Here is a 15,489-nt window from a genome sequence, read left to right as displayed (position 1 = left end):
GCCCGGTGGCCCATCGCCCCACGGCGACGCCGTCACCGCGTCCGCCGGCGGCCCGGGAGGGCCAGTGCCGGCAGGGCCGCCAGGGCCAGCAGGGTCGCCGCGACGGCGTACGCGGTGCGGAAGCCGGACGGGTGTGTGCCCGCCGTAGCCAGCACCACCGACAGCACGGCCGTGCCGACGGACGCGCCCAGCTGGGAGTTGATGCTCAGCGCGGTGCTCGCCGCGGCGAGCCGCTCCGCGGGCAGGCCCCGGCTCGCCGTGGTCATCGTCGGCATCAGGACCATGCCGGTGCCGACGCCCATCACCATGGCCGACGCGACCATCCGCCAGGGCGTGATCCCGGGCACGCCCACCTGCCAGGCCGTCAGCGCCATCCCGAGGGCGGCCACCGCGATCCCGGTCCCGACCAGCCGGCGCGGAGCCGCCCTGTCGATCCGTCGCGCCGCGATCTGCATCGTCGTACCGACGACGAGACCGACCGGCGCGCCCAGCAGTCCGGCCGCAGTGGCGCTCAGGCCCCGCTCCTGCTGCCAGTACAGCGGGCCGAGCAGCATCGAGCCGAAGTAGCCGCAGGTGAACAGGGCGAGCGTGCCGGCGCCGGCGGCGAAGGTACGGTCGCGCAGCAGCCGCAGGTCCAGCAGCGGAGCGGACGCGGTGAGCGCCCGGCGTACGAAGGCCGCGACGAGGGCCGCGCCGACGAGCGCCGGCACGAGGGCACCGGGCGTGGTGAGGTCACCGCGCTCACCACCCCGGGCGAGGCCGTACAGGAGCAGGGCGAGGCCGGGGGACAGCATCAGCAGGCCGGGGAGATCCAGACGGGCGGGGGGCGTCAGGGTGCCGGTGGGCCTCGTTATGCCGGTGGACCTCGCGACGCCGGTGGACCCCGCTGTGCCGGTGGGCGTCATGGCGCCGGTGGGTGTCCCGGCGCCGGCCGTCCTGCCGGACACGGCCGTTCTGCCGGTTCCGGCGGTCCCCACGCTTTCGGCCGTCCTCTCGGTTCCGGCCGCCCTTGCGGTCTTGCCGGTCACCGCCGTCCTCTCGGTTCCGGCGTTCCTCACGCTTTCGGTCGTCCTGCCGGTCACCGCCGTCCTCTCGGCCCCGGCAATCCTCCCGGTCCCGGGTGCCCTCCCGGCCCCCGGCGTCGGTGCGTCCGCGGGCAGCAGGCGTAGGGCGAGGGTCAGGGCCAGGGTGCCGACGGGCAGGTTGATCAGGAAGATCCAGTGCCAGGAGGCGGCGTCGAGGAGCCAGCCGCCGAGTACCGGCCCGGCGACCGGCCCGACCAGGATGGGCAGCCCCGCGACGGCCATCGCGCGACCGAGCCTGGACCGGTCGGCGGCGCCCATCACCATGGTCATGCCGACCGGCTGCAGCAGCCCCCCGCCGAGCCCCTGGACCGCGCGGAAGGCGATGAGGCTGCCCGCGTCCCAGGCGCAGGCGGCGAGCAGCGAGCCGAGGGTGAAGAGGGTGAGCGCGGTCAGATAGGTCCGCTTGGCGCCGATCCGGGACATGGCCCAGGCGGCGGTCGGGATGACGGCGGCCAGTGCGAGCGTGTACGCCGTGGTGGTCCACTGGATGGTCTCCAGCGAGGCGCCGAAGGACTGCGAGAGCCGGCGCAGCGCGACGTTGACGATCGTCATGTCGAGCACCGCCATCACCATGCCGGTGACCGTGACGGCCAGGATGCGGTTCAGGGCGGTGGCCGGGTCCGGTGCCGGGCGGGCCGGGGCCGCCGCGGTGGGTGCGGTCGTACGCATCTCTCCCCGTCCCCGCCCTCAGCCGACGTACGGGCGCTCGGCCCGCGCGGTCCGCAACGCCCGTCCCCACCAGGTGAGTTGACCGAGCATGCCCTTGGCGGCGCCGGTGCACACGGCCGCGTCCAGCGGCGTGCCGTCCTGACCGAGACCGGACCAGGGGCCGTGCAGGCTGACCGAGTCGCGCACGGTTGTCGCGTGCAGCTCGGCGAAGACCAGCCGGAGTTGCTCGACCGCGCGCAGGCCGCCGCCGAGGCCGCCGTAGGAGACGAAGCCCACCGGCTTGGCCCGCCACTGGGCGTGGTGCCAGTCGATGAAGTTCTTCAGGGACGCCGGGAAGCTGTGGTTGTACTCGGGCGTGACCACGACGAACGCGTCGGCTGCGGCGAGCCGTGGCGAGACGTCCCGCAGCGCGGCGACGGCCTCGGGGCCGGGGGCACCGCCCCAGTCGGGCAGCACCAGCGGGAGGTCGATCTCAGCGAGATCGATGACGTCGAAGTCGAGGCCGGTGTCGCCGGCGGCGGTGCCGAGGAACCAGTCCGCGACGGCCCGGCCCTGCCGGCCCTCCCGGACGCTGCCGACGATGACGGCGACACGCAGCGGTGCTTCGGCGCGGTCAGCAGGCACACCCTCAACAGACACAGGCACACGCTCAACAGACATAGGAATCCCCATCTCCTGTGAGTGGGCCGCCCGGTGCGGCCTCCCGCACAGCAAAGTACAACGCACGTTGTAGAAAGTGCAACGCTCGTTGTAAGTCGGCTAGAGTGGCCGGTCGGAGGAGGACGACAGGAGGCAGGCGTGGGCGAAACGAACGAAGCCCGGGTGGCGCGGGCGCGACGCGAGGTCTCACCGCGCAAGCTGGAGAAACAGATGGCGATCGCGAGCGCGTCCTGCACGGTCTTCGGCCGCGAGGGCTATGCGCGCGCCTCGGTCGACGCGCTGGCCGCCGAGGCCGGCGTCTCCACGCGCACGCTCTACAACCACTTCCCCGGCGGCAAGGCACAGCTCTTCCAGACCGTGGTGACCTGGACGTCCAGCGAGGTCCGTGACGCCCAACTGGCCTGCCTGCGCGCGGTGCTGGACCCTGAGCGCCCCCCGCACCCCGACGACCTGGAGCGCGATCTGGTCGCCCTGGCCCGCGGGTTCGCCGACCTCATGGCCGAGTACCCGAACCACTTCGCCCTCGTCCGCCACATCCACGCCGAGGCCGACCATGTGCCGCCGGAGGTCCTGAAGGCCTGGCACGAGGCAGGTCCGGAGCCGGTCGGCCGGGCCGTCGCCGAGGCGATGACGCACCTCGCCGACGCCGGCCTGCTCGACCCGCACGGCGACGCGCCCATGGCCGCCGCCCACTTCATGGCCCTGACGACCCACACCCTCGTCCAGTCCACCCACTACGGCGTCCTCCCCCTCCCCGCGACGGAGACGGACCGCCTGATCAGGGGCGGAGTGGCGGCGTTCCTGCGGGCCTACGGGACCGGTGCCGGTGCGAGTGCGGTGAGGGACGGCGTGGTGCCCACGTGACCGCCGGCCCGAACAGCCGGCATCGGTAGCCGGACAGGCCGTGGCCGGCCCGTGGGTCAGGGCCGGAGCGGGGTCTTGACGGCGCGACGTGCGTCCATGGCCTCGTAAACCCCTCCGCGGCTCGGTCGAGGGGGAGGGTGAGGTCGAAGACCCGGACAGGGTTGATGCGGCCGGTCAGGACGCGGCCGATGAGACCGGGCAGAAAGTGGCGTACGGGGGCGGCGCCGTGCCCGTGCTCCTCGCCCGGCGGGGTCCAGACGAGGGTCTGGCCCAGGCCGTGGGAGTGCCAGGCGGTGCGGGCGCCGAGCGCGAAGTGGACCGCGTTCGCCCGGGCCCGCGACGGCTCCTCGCCACGGTAGACCACGCGCGTCCGCCCTTCGCACGGCTCCGGGAACACGCCGAACGCCAGTGAGACGGAGCGAGCCCGAGACCGCGACCGGGCTCAGGCCGATGCTGCCGGAATGCCCAGCTCGGCCAGCAGGCCGCGTACTCGCTGCTCGATCTCGTCCCGGATCGGCCGTACGGCGTCCACACCTTGGCCCGCCGGGTCTTCGAGCTGCCAGTCCAGGTACCGCTTGCCCGGGAACACTGGGCAGGCGTCCCCGCACCCCATCGTGATCACCACGTCCGAGGACTGCACCGCCTCACCGGTGAGCACCTTGGGCGTCTCGGCCGAGATGTCGATGCCCACCTCTGCCATGGCGTTGACGACGGCCGGGTTGACCGCGTCGGCGGGAGCGGAGCCGGCCGAGCGGACCTCGACCCGGTCGCCGCCGAGGCGGGTGAGGAAGGCGGCACCCATCTGGGAGCGGCCGGCGTTGTGGACGCAGACGAACAGCACGGAGGGGCGCGGTGCAACGGTGCTCATGGCAGGTGTCCTTGCGGGCGGAGGGGCGGTCGGGCAGTCAGGAGGAGGCGAGTCCGGGCTCGCCGTGCGGGACGACCACGCCGTCTGCCGCGCGAGTGGGACCTCCGTACACGACCGCCACGGCGGTCAGCCCGAGTACGGCGCCGAGCAGTTGGGCCGCGACGAACGGGGCGACGGAGGCGGGGGCGATCCCGGCGAAGGTGTCGGTGAAGGCCCGGCCGATGGTCACCGCCGGGTTCGCGAAGGACGTGGAGGAGGTGAACCAGTACGCGGCCCCGATGTAGGAGGCCACGGCTGCCGGGGCCAGGGAGGCGCGGCCGACACGCTCCAGGCCGAGGACGAGCAGGATCAGCCCGCCCGTGGCGACGACCTCGCCCAGCCAGAGGTGGCCGGCGGACCGGTCGTGGGCGGAGAACCTCACGAGCGGCTCGGCGAGCATGGCGTCGGCCAGCACCGCGCCGCCGATCGCCCCGGTGATCTGCGCGGGCAGGTACGCGGCGACATCCCGCAGGCTCGGCCCGGCGCCGGTGCGCCGGCCGGTGAACCAGGCGGCCAGGGTGACGGCGGGGTTGAAGTGCGCGCCGGAGACGGGTCCGAGCAGCGTGATCAGCACGCCCAGACCGAAGACGGTGGCCAGCGAGTTGGCCAGCAACTGAACGCCGACGTCGTGCGACAGCTCGGTCGCCTGGATACCGGAGCCCACGACCACAGCCACCAGCAGGCCGGTCCCCACCGCCTCGGCCGCGACACGACGGCCGAGCGAAGCGGTCACGCCGTCACCCCGGCGGCCCGGGGCGTCGTCAGGAACCCGGTGAGCTTGTCCAGGACTCCGGGCAGCACCCAGTAGTACACCCAGGTCCCGCGGCGCTCGCAGTCGATCAGGCCGGCCTGACGCAGGAGCTTGAGGTGGTGGGAGATCGTCGGCTGGGACAGGTCGAAGGCCGGCGTCATCTCGCACACGCAGACCTCGCCGCCCTCCCGCGAGGCGATCATCGACAGCAGGCGCAGCCGCACCGGATCGCCCAGCGCCTTGAAGACCTTGGCCAGCTCAGCGGCGCGTTCGTCGTCCAACGGCGCGGCAGCCAGACCCGGGCAGCAGGCGGCGGCATCCTCCTGGCCGATCAACTCGAGCTCTTGTTTCGACACATCTCTATATTGACGCCTCTCGATCCAAGGCGCAAGGTTGCATCAACAAACGTCAATACAAGAAGTTCCAGTGCACCGCCATGCCCCGTCACCCAGGAGTGAAGCCATGCGCGAGCAGTCCACCGACCTGCGCGAAACCGTCCGCCGGCGGTACGCTGCCGCGGCCGTAAAGGTCACCGAGGGCGGCACCGCCTGCTGTGGACCCGAGCCCGTCGAGGTCGACGAGAACTTCGGCTCCACCCGCTACACCACCGACGAACGCGACGCCCTCCCCGCCGAAGCGGTCGCCGCCTCCCTCGGCTGCGGCAACCCCACCGCCGTAGCGGAACTCCGCGAGGGCGAACGCGTCCTGGACCTCGGCTCCGGCGGCGGCATCGACGTCCTGCTCTCCGCCCGCCGCATCGGCCCGACCGGCAAGGCGTACGGGCTGGACATGACCGAGGAGATGCTCGCCCTCGCCCTGGCCAACACCGAGCGGGCCGGCGCCGCCAACGTGGAATTCCTCAAGGGCACCATCGAGGCCATCCCGCTGCCCGCCAACACCATCGACGTGGTCATCTCCAACTGCGTGATCAACCTGTCCGTCGACAAGCCGGCCGTCTTCGCCGAGACCTTCCGCGTCCTCAGGCCCGGCGGCCGTATCGGCGTCTCGGACGTCGTCGCCGACGACGCACTCACGCCGGAGCAGCGCGCGGAGCGTGGCGACCACGTCGGCTGCATCGCGGGCGCGCTGTCCTTCGCCGAGTACCGCGCCGGACTGGAAGCCGCCGGCTTCACCGGCGTCGAGATCACCCCGACGCACTCCGTGGCGGACGGCATGCACTCCGCGATCGTCCGGGCCACCAAGCCCGCTGTCTCCGACGCGACCTTTGAGACAGGGAGTTCGGATGGCAGTTGCCGTGGCGTCGACGCCTGCTGCACTCCGGCCGGGACACACAGCAGCGCCTGAGCCCACCGAAGCCGACTCAGGCGCTGCACCGCAGGTCAGGGGCCATGCCCCCGCCCGCCAGCCGTAGGCCCTGTGGGACTCGAACCCACAACCAATGGATTAAAAGTCCACTGCTCTGCCAATTGAGCTAAGGGCCCAGGCGATGTTGCCTGTCCGAGCATAGCCGGACGAGGCCGGGTCTCCGATCGGGTATCGGTGACCCGGCCGCGTCGGGTGGGCGGCAAGGCTCCGGATCGTCACTTTTCGACCAGGTTCGCGGCCCGGGTCCGCTGCTCGGCGAGGAACCAGTGGCGGGCCGAGGCCAGCCACCAGGTCGCGGCGAAGCCGAGGACGACCAGGACGGCGACGGGGGCGTAGTTGAACGTCTTCGAGGTGACCGGGGAGACCTGCGGGAGCATGAAGAGGACCGTGATCGCCACCACCCACACCACCGAGACGATCCCGATCGCCCCCGACCAGCGGCCCAGGTGCCAGGGCCCGCGTTCGAAGGCGGCGCCCCTGCGGACCCGCAGGAAGGTCGGGATGACGTAGGCGATGTAGAGGCCGATGACAGCGATCGAGGTCACCGCCGCGTACGCCGTCGAGTTGATCAGATAGGGCAGGCCGAGGGCCAGCGCGCCCAGTGCCGCCAGCCACACCGCCGCCACGGGGGTGCGGGTGCGCGGGCTGACCGTGTGCCAGACCCGGGAGAAGGGCAGCGCGCCGTCGCGGGAAAAGGCGTAGATCATGCGGCTGTTGGCGGTCACCGAGGCCATGCCGCAGAAGAGCTGGGCGCCGATCACGACGAGGAGCAGGAGCTTGCCCGTCGTCGCTCCGAGCGCGTCCAGGAGGATCTGGGCCGGGGGCGCGCCCGTCGGGGACGTGAGTTCCCTGTCGTACGACTGGATGGCGAAGGTGAAGCCGAGCAGGAGCACGAAACCGGCGACCCAGGAGGTCCAGATCGAGCGGACGATGCCCTTCGGGCCCGCCGTGGCCGCGTCGTGGGTCTCCTCGGTCATGTGGGCGGAGGCGTCGTAGCCGGTGAAGGTGTACTGGGCCATGAGGAGGCCGAGCAGGACGACGTACGGGCCACTGCCCCAGCCCGTCTCGTTGACGAACTTCGTGAACACGAACGACGCCGACTGGTGGTGGTCGGGGACGAAGGCGAGCGCGGCCACGATCACCGCCACGCCCAGCACGTGCCACCACACGCTCACGTCGTTCAGGAACGCGACGATCCGCACGCCGAAGGTGTTCAGCAGGCCGTGGAGGACGAGGATCGCCGCGAAGAGGAGGACCGTGCGGCCCGGGGTCACCTCGAAGCCGAACTGGAGGTTCAGGTACGCGCCGAGGAAGGAGGCCGCGCCGAAGTCGATGCCGGCGGTCACCGCGACCTGGCCCAGCACGTTGAACCAGCCGGTGAACCAGGCCCAGGCCGCCGCCGAGCGGGGTGGTGCGAGGCGGTGCGCCCAGAAGTACAGGCCGGCCGAGGTGGGGTACGCCGAGCAGATCTCGGCCATCGACAGCCCGACGAACAACGTCATCAGGCCCACCGCGACCCAGCCCCAGGTGATCACCGCGGGGCCGCCGGTGGTCATGCCGAAGAGGTAGAGGGTCAGACAGCCGGACAGGACCGAGATGATCGTGAAGGAGACGGCGTAGTTCGAGAACGCCGACATCCGGCGGGCGAGGACCTGGGTGTAACCGAGCTGGGCCAGCCGTTCCTCGTCCGACAGCCCACTCACTCTCGCATCTTCTGTCATGCCCCCAGCAATTCCCTCAGCGGGGGCGTGACATGCGTCACCCGGTGACGGAAAAGGGCCCGTACGACCGAAGTCGTACGGGCCCTTTTCCGGGTCACTCGGAAGTCACTCGGCGTCAGCCGTTGCGCTTCCAGCGCGGCTTGTCCTCGCGGCGGCCGAAGGAGCCGTTGCCGCGGTGGTCGTCACGGCGGCCGTAGGGGCGCTCGTGGCCGCCGGACCGGAAGCCCGGGCGGTCGTCGCGGCGGTCACGGTTGAACGGACGGTCGCTGCCCCGGTGCCCGCCGCGCTCGTCGCGACGGAAGCCACCCCGGTCGTCGCGGCGCTCGAAGGAACGGCCACCGCGGTCGTCACGACGGTCACGGTCGAACGGACGGCGGTCGTCACGGCGCTCGTCACGGCGGTCGTCACGGCGCTCGAAGCCACGGCCGCCCCGGTCGTCACGCCGCTCGAAGCCACGCTCGCCACGGTCCCGGTCGAAGGAACGGCCACCGCGGTCGTCACGACGGTCACGGTCGAACGGACGGCGGTCGTCACGGCGCTCGAAGCCACGGCCACCGCGGTCGCCGCGCTCCTCACGGCGCTCGAAACCGCGGTCACCACGGTCGCGGTCGAACGGACGGCGGTCGTCACGGCGCTCGTCGCGACGCTCGAAACCACGGCCGCCGCGGTCACCGCGGTCCCGGTCGAAGCCGCGCCGCTCCCGGCGCTCGTACGGCGCCGAAGCCGCCGGACGCTCCTCGCGCTCGGTCTCCCGCGCCGCCGGCTCCTCGGCCACGGCCGCGAGCTCCTCCGCCGCCGTCGCCTGAGCCTCGGCCACCGCGGCCTCCGGGTCCTCGCCGCGCTCGCGGGCGACCCGGGCGACCAGCCGGTCGGCCTCCTCGCGCAGCTCGGTGGCGCGGCGCTGGGCGCGCTCCAGCTGCTTGGTGAGCTGGGCGACCTCGCGCTCGGCCTGCTGGGCGGCGTTGTTCGCGGACTCGGCCTGGACCTCGGTCATGGAACGGGCGCCGGTGATCTCGGCGACCTCCGGGTCGAAGGCGCCGGCGCCCTGGATGATGTGGCGGGCCGCGTCGACGCCGGCGTCCTCCATGAGGCGGAAGATCTGGCGGCGCTGGTGCGGCAGGGAGAGCGACACGACCGTGCCGGTACGGCCCGCCCGCGCGGTGCGGCCGGCGCGGTGCAGGTAGTCCTTGTGGTCGCCGGCCGGGTCCACGTTCAGGACCAGGTCGATGCCGTCGACGTGGATGCCGCGGGCGGCGACGTCGGTGGCGACCAGGACGTTGACGTAGCCGTCCTTGAAGTCGGCCAGGGTGCGGGTACGCGCCCCCTGGGTCATGCCGCCGTGCAGCGCGTCGGCCTTCACGCCGGCGTCGCGCAGCTGCTCGGCGACGCGGTCGGCGCCCAGCTGGGTGCGGACGAAGATGATCGTGCGGCCCTTGCGGGAGGCGATCGCGGCGGTGACCGGCGCCTTGTCCTTGGGCTTCACGATGAGGATGTGGTGCGACATGGTCGTCACCGCGCCCTGGGCCGCGTCCACCTCGTGGGAGACGGGGCTGTTCAGGTAGCGGTCGACCAGGGTCTGGATCTCGTTCTCCATCGTGGCGGAGAAGAGCATGCGCTGGCCGCCGGCCGGGACCTGGTCGAGCAGCTCGGTGACCTCGGGCAGGAAGCCCAGGTCGGACATCTGGTCGGCCTCGTCGAGGACGGCGATCTGCACGTCCTCGAGCGAGCAGGCGCCGCGGTTGATGATGTCGCGCAGGCGGCCCGGGGTGGCGACCAGGATGTCGACGCCGCGCTCCAGGGCGTAGATCTGGTTGCCCATCGAGGTGCCGCCGCAGACGACCTTCATCTTCAGCCCGACGACGTCGCCGTACGGCTGGAGGGCGTCGGCGACCTGCATGGCCAGCTCGCGGGTCGGGGTGAGGATGACCGCGCGGGGGCGCTTCTTCTCGGTACGGCCGCCGGCCAGCTGGGCCAGGGTCGGCAGACCGAAGGAGAGGGTCTTGCCGGAGCCGGTGCGGCCCCGGCCGAGGATGTCCTTGCCGGCCAGTGCGTCCGGGATGGTCGCGGCCTGGATCGGGAAGGGGGTCGTCACACCGTTCTGCGCGAGCTTGCGCACGACGCCCTCGGGCAGGCCGAGGTCGGCGAAGGTGATCTGGGGGGTCTGGGTCTGGTTGGTGTCAGCGGCCTCGGGGGCCTCGGTGATCTCGGTCGTCGCGTCGGCGAGGTCGCCCTCGAACTCGGCGAGCTCGTTCTCGGACACGACGAACTGATCAGTACTGGACACGGACATGCGAATGCGAAACCTTCCGGAGTCTCTTCGGCACGCGCCCGTCAACTCCGTGATTCGCTCACGACCGCCTCAATGCGGTCCGCCACGGCAAAGGAGAGTACGCGCCACACGGCGCGCTCTGTGGTGGCGCCGGGCAAATGGGATCAAACGATCTACTACCATACGCACCTACTGCCCCTGAAGGCAAACCGGCGCCGTTTCCGCAGGTGAGCCGGGTCTCCGACAACCCCGGAGATCACGCTCCGCCGTCCGCCCCGGGCTCCGGAGCCGGTTCGCGCTGGACGAGCTGTGTTCCCGTCGCCTCGTGGGCGGAGGAGGACGGCTCGGCCGACGGGGGCTGGGAGGTCGCCGGCGGCGGGGTGGAGGCGGGCGGCTCGGGCGGGGCGGAGGTGACGGGCGGGGTCGGCGGGGCGTTGGTCGGCGCCGGGTTCCCGGGGTCGACGGTCCTGCCGGGCTTGCCGGGCTTCGCCGGGGCCGCGGGCGAGCTGCCCTCGCCGGACGGGGCGGTGGCCGACGGGGAGGCCGACTCCTTGCCCGGCTCGGTCTTGCCGCCGTGCTCGTGCTTGCCGTCACCGGCCGCGCCGGCGTGCCCGCCGAAGCCTCCGGCGCCGTCCGCCGGGCCGCCGTCGGGCGCCGCACCGCCGTGCTGCCCCGCCGAGTGCGCGGGCCTGGCCCGGCCCGCGTCGTCACCCACGTTCACACAGCCGGTGGCAGCGGCGAGGGCCAGCACCGTGACGGTGAGCCGGACGGGTACGGACAAGGGGCGCACGGCGGCCACCTCCGGAGGCAAGGAAAGAAGTCAACCTCCCCAACTCCCGCCGCCCACAAGAGGACACGCGCCCCGCACGCATCCCCGCACGCTCCACACCCGAGCCACACGCGTCCCCGCGCACCCCACACCCACGCCGCCCAAGGCCACAAGCGCGCCCCCACCCAGCCGCACACGCCCCGATGCCCCGCCACACGCCCGTCCCGCGCCCAGCCGCACACGCCCCGGTGATCCGCCGCACGCGCACCACCGCTCAGCCGGACACGCGCCGCAAGCCGCCGACGGCGTGGACCCCCCACAGGGGCCACCCGCACCCGACGACGAAAGCCGCACGGGTGGTGCGGGTGGGAACCAAATCCCCGCCGAAGGCGGAGCCGAGGCGGAACCGCCACCCGAAACCCCCCGCACTCACCCGTACCCGAGGGCGTGCAGCCGGGCGTCGTCGATGCCGAAGTGGTGGGCGATCTCGTGCACCACGGTCACCTCGGTCTCCGCGACGACGTCTTCGCGGTTGTCGCACATCCGCAGTGTCGGCCCCCGGTAGACGGTGATCCGGTCGGGCAGCACGCCCGCGTACCACTCGCCCCGCTCGGTCAGCGGCGTGCCCTCGTACAGACCGAGCAGCCCGGGGTCGTGGGCGGGCGGTTCGTCCTCCACGAACACCGCCACGTTGTCCATGAGCCGCATCAGCTCCGGCGGGATCCGGTCCAGCGCCTCGGCGACCAGTTCCTCGAACTCCTCGCGCGTCATCTCCAGCACATGGCCATTGTCCGGTACGGGGGCCCGTACGAGAGTGGTGCGGCACCGCATATCCGGGCCGGTACACGGGCATACGGCACCAATGGTCCGCGTCTCCGTCGCCGCCTTCCGCACGATGACGAACCGCATACGCCCCGCCGGCCCCGCCCGCCCCGCCACCCGCGGGCTGCCCGCCCTGGAGCTCGCCGCCCGCCCCCGCCCCTGGCTCCACGCCCTCGCCCTGGCGGCCGTCGTCCTGGTCGGCGCCTGGCTGGGCCTGCTGATCGTCGGAAACGTACGGGCCCCGGTCGGTCCGATGAACACGACGATGGCGCTGCGCCCGTCGCTCACCGGCGGCACGAAGATCAACGTCTCACCGCTGGGCGCCCTCACCCTGGACAGCCATGTGGCACCCGTCCGCCTGGACGTCAACGTCGACCAGCTGGACCCGGTGCGCTCCCAGGCCCTGGTCGATCACCCCGAGCGGATCTCCGGCCTCCAGGACGAGGTCGCCAGGGACGTCGAGCACGACACGCTGGACCTGGCCGTGCGCTCCTGTGTCGCCGTGGTCGCCGGCGCCACGGCCCTCGGCCTCGCCGTCTACCGCAGCCCCCGCCGCGCCCTCGCCGCCGGCGGCCTCGCCCTTGCCCTGCTGGCCGCGTCCGGGGCCAGCGCGTACGCCACCTGGAACCCGAAGTCGATCCTCGAGCCGAAGTTCTCCGGGCTGCTCAGCTCGGCGCCGTCGGTGGTCGGCAACGCGCGCAGCATCGTCACGGAATTCAACGTCTACCAGCAGGAGCTGGCCCGCCTGGTGACGAATGTGACGAAGCTCTACGACGTCACCTCCGCGCTCCCGGCCTACCAGCCGGACCCCTCCACCATCCGGGTCCTGCACGTGTCGGACATCCACATCAACCCGGCGAGCTGGAAGATCATCGCCTCGCTGGTGGAGCAGTACAAGGTGAACGTGATCGTCGACTCCGGCGACACGATGGACCACGGCACGGCGGCGGAGAACGGCTTCCTGGACCCGATCCGGGACCTGGGGGTGCCGTACGTCTGGGTGCGCGGCAACCACGACTCCCGGGTCACCCAGCGCTATCTGCAGCGGATGAAGAACGTGCACGTCCTGGACGACGGCCGGGCGCAGACCGTCGCGGGCCTGCGTTTCGCGGGCATCGGCGACCCGCAGTTCACCCCGGACCGCTCGGTGGTGCCCGGCGGGAACGCGTCCGAGCAGCTGGCGGGAGACCGGCTGGCCAGCGCCCTGCGCGACCAGAAGGCGGCCGGCACCCCGGTCGATGTCGCGATCGCCCACGAGCCGTCCGCGGCCCGGGAGACGGACGGCGAGGTGCCGCTGGTGCTGTGCGGCCATCTGCACCACGAGGGGGACGAGATGCTGCCCTACGGCACCCGGCTGCGCATGGAAGGCTCCACGGGCGGCAGCGGGCTGCGGGCGGTGGAGCACAAGTACCCCGCGCCCATCGAGGCCTCGATCCTGTACTTCGACCGCGACAGCCACCGTCTCCAGGCCTGGGACGCGATCAAGCTGGGCGGGCTGGGCGAGGCGACGGCCGAGGTCAGCCGGCATCTGGCGGACGAGAACCGACCGAGGAGCACGCCTTCCCGGGGCACCCCGTCCCCCTCCCCCGCCACCTCGTCCGCCCCGGCGCCGTAAACCGTTTTGGCGATACTCCCCGCCATCCCATATGCTTCTCACGTCCCCGACGCGCTGAGAAGCGCCCAGGCGGGCCGATAGCCCTCATCGTCTAGCGGCCTAGGACGCCGCCCTTTCAAGGCGGTAGCACGGGTTCGAATCCCGTTGGGGGCACGCAATACCGTGTGCGACACTGTTGCACGCAAGCTTGGTCCTGTGGAGCAGTTTGGAGTGCTCGCCACCCTGTCAAGGTGGAGGCCGCGGGTTCAAATCCCGTCAGGACCGCTGGTGTTTCACGTGAAACACCGTGGCTGGGTAGCTCAGTTGGTACGAGCGTCCGCCTGAAAAGCGGAAGGTCGCCGGTTCGACCCCGGCCCCAGCCACCGCCGCCCTGACCAGGGCTTGAGCCCCTCCCCGATTCCGCCGGGGAGGGGCTCTTTCGTGCCGTCTACGCCAACCCGTACGCCAACGGGTCTCAGGAGAGAGTGTCACCCAGTTTCCGGAGCGCCTTCCGCTGTTCGTCCAGGGAGGCATGTGCGTAGACCTTCATGGTCACCCCGATATCGCTGTGTCCAACGATCTGCCGGACGATGTGGGGCGGCACCCCGATGTCCAGCAGGAGCGACACGGCCGAGTGCCGGAGATCGTGAAACCGGATCTCCAGACCGAGACGCTTCCGGAGCGGGTACCAGCTACGCCGGAGGTTGTCTGGCTCCAGCGGGGTGCCGATGCGGGACGTGAAGACCAGGCCCTGTTCCTTCCACTCCGTGCCGGCGGCGGCCCGCTCCTGTGCCTGCCGCTCACGGTGCTCGGCGAGCGCCTTCACCACGAGGGGCGGCAGCGGAACCGTGCGGACGGATGCCAGGGTCTTTGGCTTGACGAGTCGCAGCTCTCCCCCGACGCGCTGTAGCGCTCGCTCCACGGTGAGCGTCTCTCGGTCGAGGTCGACCGTGTCCCACCGAAGCCCCAGCAACTCGCCGCGCCGCATCCCCAGGACCAGGGCCAGCACGTAGACGGCGTGCAACCGGTCGTCTCCGGATGCACGGAGCAGAAGCCGTGCATCGGCGACGCTCAGCCCCTTCCCGGTGTCGTACGAGGGCGTGGGGACCTGTACGAGCTGGGCGACGTTCCGCACGATCAGTTCCTCCCGCACGGCGTTCTGCAGCGCGTTGCGGAGTACGGCGTGAATGGACTGCACCATGCGGCGGGACAGCAGGGTCTTGCAGCACTCGCCCGCCGCGCAGCACTCCGGCTCCGGGCGCTCCTTGTCCCAGCCGTGCTTGCAGCACTGGCACTCGGATGCAACGCGAGCGAGCCACGTCCGGACCTCGGCGGCCCGTAGGGTTCGGATCTTCTTCCGGCCCAGTCCCGGAACGAGGTGGACACGCGCCACACTCTCGTAGCCCTGGTAGGTCTTGGGGCGCCGGTTGACCTTGACCACCGTGGCGAGCCAGTAGGTGAGGTAGTCCTCCAGGTTCATGTTCGTGTCAGGCACCGGGATGCCCTGGTTCTCCTGAGCCTGGAGTTCGGTGATCTTCTGCCGTACCTCGTCACGGGTCTTGCCGTAGACCGAGACGCGCTTACGGATGCCGCTCGTCGTGGTCACGTACACGCGGCCGTGGTACGTGCCGTCCTTTCGGATGGTGATGCTGCCTTCGCCGTTGGCACGCTTGGCCATCAGTCGTCGTCTCCCAAACGGTTCTGGATGTAGGTGCGGAGGGCATCGGCCGGTACGCGTCGGGCGCGGCCGATGGTGAAGCTCGGGAGTTGCTTGGACCTGATGAGGTCGTAGACCTTGAAGCGGCTCAGCCGCAGTGCGGCCATGACCTCGGGGACCGTGAGCGCCTCGTGGCTCGGGGGCAGGGCGGTGCTCATGCGTTGACTCCTCCGCGGGCAGTCCTTCGGGGGCCTCTCTGGGGGCCGCTACTTCCGCTACCGCCGCTACCGCGCAGGTCAGGGGCCTGTTTGAGGTAGCGGGAAGGGGTAGCGGTAGCGGATGGGTAGCGGCGGGGTAGCGGCTCGCGATGCGGCTTGCCGCTACCCCGTTGTTGC

14 protein-coding genes, 4 tRNA genes and 1 pseudogene are annotated in these 15,489 nt (G+C 71.7%); 6 read left to right on the top strand and 13 right to left on the bottom strand.

Features of this window, described 5'->3' with window-relative positions:
* Window positions 1-32: 32 nt before the first annotated feature.
* Both FB563_RS15330 and FB563_RS15325 read right to left on the bottom strand, forming a co-directional pair.
* Window positions 33-1,754 (bottom strand): MFS transporter, encoded by a 1,722-nt coding sequence (locus FB563_RS15330; protein ID WP_142218719.1) that lies wholly within the window; start codon window positions 1,752-1,754, stop codon window positions 33-35.
* Window positions 1,755-1,772: 18 nt separating this feature from the next.
* Window positions 1,773-2,414 carry an NADPH-dependent FMN reductase gene (locus FB563_RS15325; RefSeq protein ID WP_055709480.1) on the bottom strand — a complete coding sequence of 214 codons (642 nt, stop codon included), beginning with the start codon at window positions 2,412-2,414 and terminating at the stop codon, window positions 1,773-1,775.
* A 138-nt stretch (window positions 2,415-2,552) separates the two neighbouring features.
* Between FB563_RS15325 and FB563_RS15320 the strand changes: the two genes are divergently transcribed.
* Entirely contained in the window at window positions 2,553-3,278 is a 726-nt protein-coding gene (locus FB563_RS15320; RefSeq protein ID WP_055709479.1) for a TetR/AcrR family transcriptional regulator, read from the top strand.
* Window positions 3,279-3,334: 56 nt separating this feature from the next.
* Here the strand turns inward: FB563_RS15320 and FB563_RS44020 are convergent.
* The 4 genes and pseudogenes from FB563_RS44020 to FB563_RS15300 all read right to left on the bottom strand — a co-directional run.
* A pseudogene (locus FB563_RS44020) lies at window positions 3,335-3,504 on the bottom strand (IMP dehydrogenase); the annotation flags it as partial.
* A gap of 216 nt (window positions 3,505-3,720) precedes the next feature.
* The gene (locus tag FB563_RS15310) at window positions 3,721-4,146 is read right to left on the bottom strand and encodes an arsenate reductase ArsC (RefSeq protein WP_055709478.1); all 426 of its coding nucleotides are present in this window, start codon (window positions 4,144-4,146) and stop codon (window positions 3,721-3,723) included.
* A 37-nt stretch (window positions 4,147-4,183) separates the two neighbouring features.
* A complete protein-coding gene (locus FB563_RS15305; protein WP_055709477.1) occupies window positions 4,184-4,918 on the bottom strand; it encodes an aquaporin in 735 nt (244 codons plus the stop codon).
* The gene (locus FB563_RS15300; protein WP_079049055.1) at window positions 4,915-5,292 is read right to left on the bottom strand and encodes an ArsR/SmtB family transcription factor; all 378 of its coding nucleotides are present in this window, start codon (window positions 5,290-5,292) and stop codon (window positions 4,915-4,917) included. The genes FB563_RS15305 and FB563_RS15300 overlap by 4 nt, the downstream gene beginning before the upstream one ends.
* Before the next feature lie 106 nt (window positions 5,293-5,398).
* Between FB563_RS15300 and arsM the strand changes: the two genes are divergently transcribed.
* Window positions 5,399-6,241 carry an arsenite methyltransferase gene (arsM, locus tag FB563_RS15295; protein WP_055709475.1) on the top strand — a complete coding sequence of 281 codons (843 nt, stop codon included), beginning with the start codon at window positions 5,399-5,401 and terminating at the stop codon, window positions 6,239-6,241.
* A gap of 64 nt (window positions 6,242-6,305) precedes the next feature.
* Here arsM and FB563_RS15290 read toward each other — a convergent pair.
* The 5 genes from FB563_RS15290 to FB563_RS15270 form a co-directional block, all read right to left on the bottom strand.
* Window positions 6,306-6,378 (bottom strand) — tRNA-Lys (locus FB563_RS15290).
* Between the two features lie 99 nt (window positions 6,379-6,477).
* Window positions 6,478-7,983: an amino acid permease gene (locus FB563_RS15285; protein WP_055709474.1), complete on the bottom strand. Its 1,506-nt coding sequence runs from the start codon at window positions 7,981-7,983 to the stop codon at window positions 6,478-6,480.
* Window positions 7,984-8,098: 115 nt separating this feature from the next.
* A complete protein-coding gene (locus FB563_RS15280; protein WP_142218718.1) occupies window positions 8,099-10,273 on the bottom strand; it encodes a DEAD/DEAH box helicase in 2,175 nt (724 codons plus the stop codon).
* Between the two features lie 235 nt (window positions 10,274-10,508).
* A complete protein-coding gene (locus FB563_RS15275) occupies window positions 10,509-11,042 on the bottom strand; it encodes a hypothetical protein (RefSeq protein ID WP_142218717.1) in 534 nt (177 codons plus the stop codon).
* 408 nt (window positions 11,043-11,450) lie between these two features.
* Window positions 11,451-11,801, bottom strand: a complete 351-nt coding sequence (locus tag FB563_RS15270) for a metallopeptidase family protein (RefSeq protein ID WP_142218716.1) — start codon at window positions 11,799-11,801, stop codon at window positions 11,451-11,453.
* Window positions 11,802-11,883: 82 nt separating this feature from the next.
* Here FB563_RS15270 and FB563_RS15265 point away from each other — a divergent pair, with 82 nt between their 5' ends.
* The 4 genes from FB563_RS15265 (at window position 11,884) to FB563_RS15250 (ending at window position 13,820) form a co-directional block, all read left to right on the top strand.
* Entirely contained in the window at window positions 11,884-13,458 is a 1,575-nt protein-coding gene (locus FB563_RS15265; protein ID WP_425281732.1) for a metallophosphoesterase family protein, read from the top strand.
* Between the two features lie 80 nt (window positions 13,459-13,538).
* Window positions 13,539-13,611 (top strand) — tRNA-Glu (locus FB563_RS15260).
* A gap of 36 nt (window positions 13,612-13,647) precedes the next feature.
* Window positions 13,648-13,722: transfer RNA gene (locus FB563_RS15255), tRNA-Asp, on the top strand.
* A 24-nt stretch (window positions 13,723-13,746) separates the two neighbouring features.
* Window positions 13,747-13,820, top strand: a tRNA-Phe gene (locus tag FB563_RS15250).
* A gap of 92 nt (window positions 13,821-13,912) precedes the next feature.
* Here the strand turns inward: FB563_RS15250 and FB563_RS15245 are convergent.
* Complete coding sequence (locus FB563_RS15245; protein WP_055708976.1) at window positions 13,913-15,115, bottom strand: site-specific integrase; 1,203 nt, start codon at window positions 15,113-15,115, stop codon at window positions 13,913-13,915.
* On the bottom strand, window positions 15,115-15,312 hold the full coding sequence (locus FB563_RS15240; protein ID WP_055708975.1) for a helix-turn-helix domain-containing protein: 198 nt from the start codon (window positions 15,310-15,312) through the stop codon (window positions 15,115-15,117). The genes FB563_RS15245 and FB563_RS15240 overlap by 1 nt, the downstream gene beginning before the upstream one ends.
* Window positions 15,313-15,489: the final 177 nt, after the last annotated feature.

Origin of the sequence: Streptomyces puniciscabiei (genome assembly GCF_006715785.1) — a bacterium.
Taxonomy (GTDB): domain Bacteria; phylum Actinomycetota; class Actinomycetes; order Streptomycetales; family Streptomycetaceae; genus Streptomyces; species Streptomyces puniciscabiei.
This window is presented reverse-complemented; position numbering and strand designations above follow the sequence as displayed.

Bases quoted from the DNA above. Each gene is read 5' to 3' on its own strand.
- FB563_RS15330 (WP_142218719.1), bottom strand. From the start codon at position 1,754: ATGCGTACGACCGCACCCACCGCGGCGGCCCCGGCCCGCCCGGCACCG.
- FB563_RS15325 (WP_055709480.1), bottom strand. From the start codon at position 2,414: ATGTCTGTTGAGCGTGTGCCTGTGTCTGTTGAGGGTGTGCCTGCTGAC.
- FB563_RS15310 (WP_055709478.1), bottom strand. From the start codon at position 4,146: ATGAGCACCGTTGCACCGCGCCCCTCCGTGCTGTTCGTCTGCGTCCAC.
- arsM (WP_055709475.1), top strand. From the start codon at position 5,399: ATGCGCGAGCAGTCCACCGACCTGCGCGAAACCGTCCGCCGGCGGTAC.
- FB563_RS15285 (WP_055709474.1), bottom strand. From the start codon at position 7,983: ATGACAGAAGATGCGAGAGTGAGTGGGCTGTCGGACGAGGAACGGCTG.
- FB563_RS15280 (WP_142218718.1), bottom strand. From the start codon at position 10,273: ATGTCCGTGTCCAGTACTGATCAGTTCGTCGTGTCCGAGAACGAGCTC.
- FB563_RS15265 (WP_425281732.1), top strand. From the start codon at position 11,884: ATGGTCCGCGTCTCCGTCGCCGCCTTCCGCACGATGACGAACCGCATA.
- FB563_RS15245 (WP_055708976.1), bottom strand. From the start codon at position 15,115: ATGGCCAAGCGTGCCAACGGCGAAGGCAGCATCACCATCCGAAAGGAC.
- FB563_RS15240 (WP_055708975.1), bottom strand. From the start codon at position 15,312: ATGAGCACCGCCCTGCCCCCGAGCCACGAGGCGCTCACGGTCCCCGAG.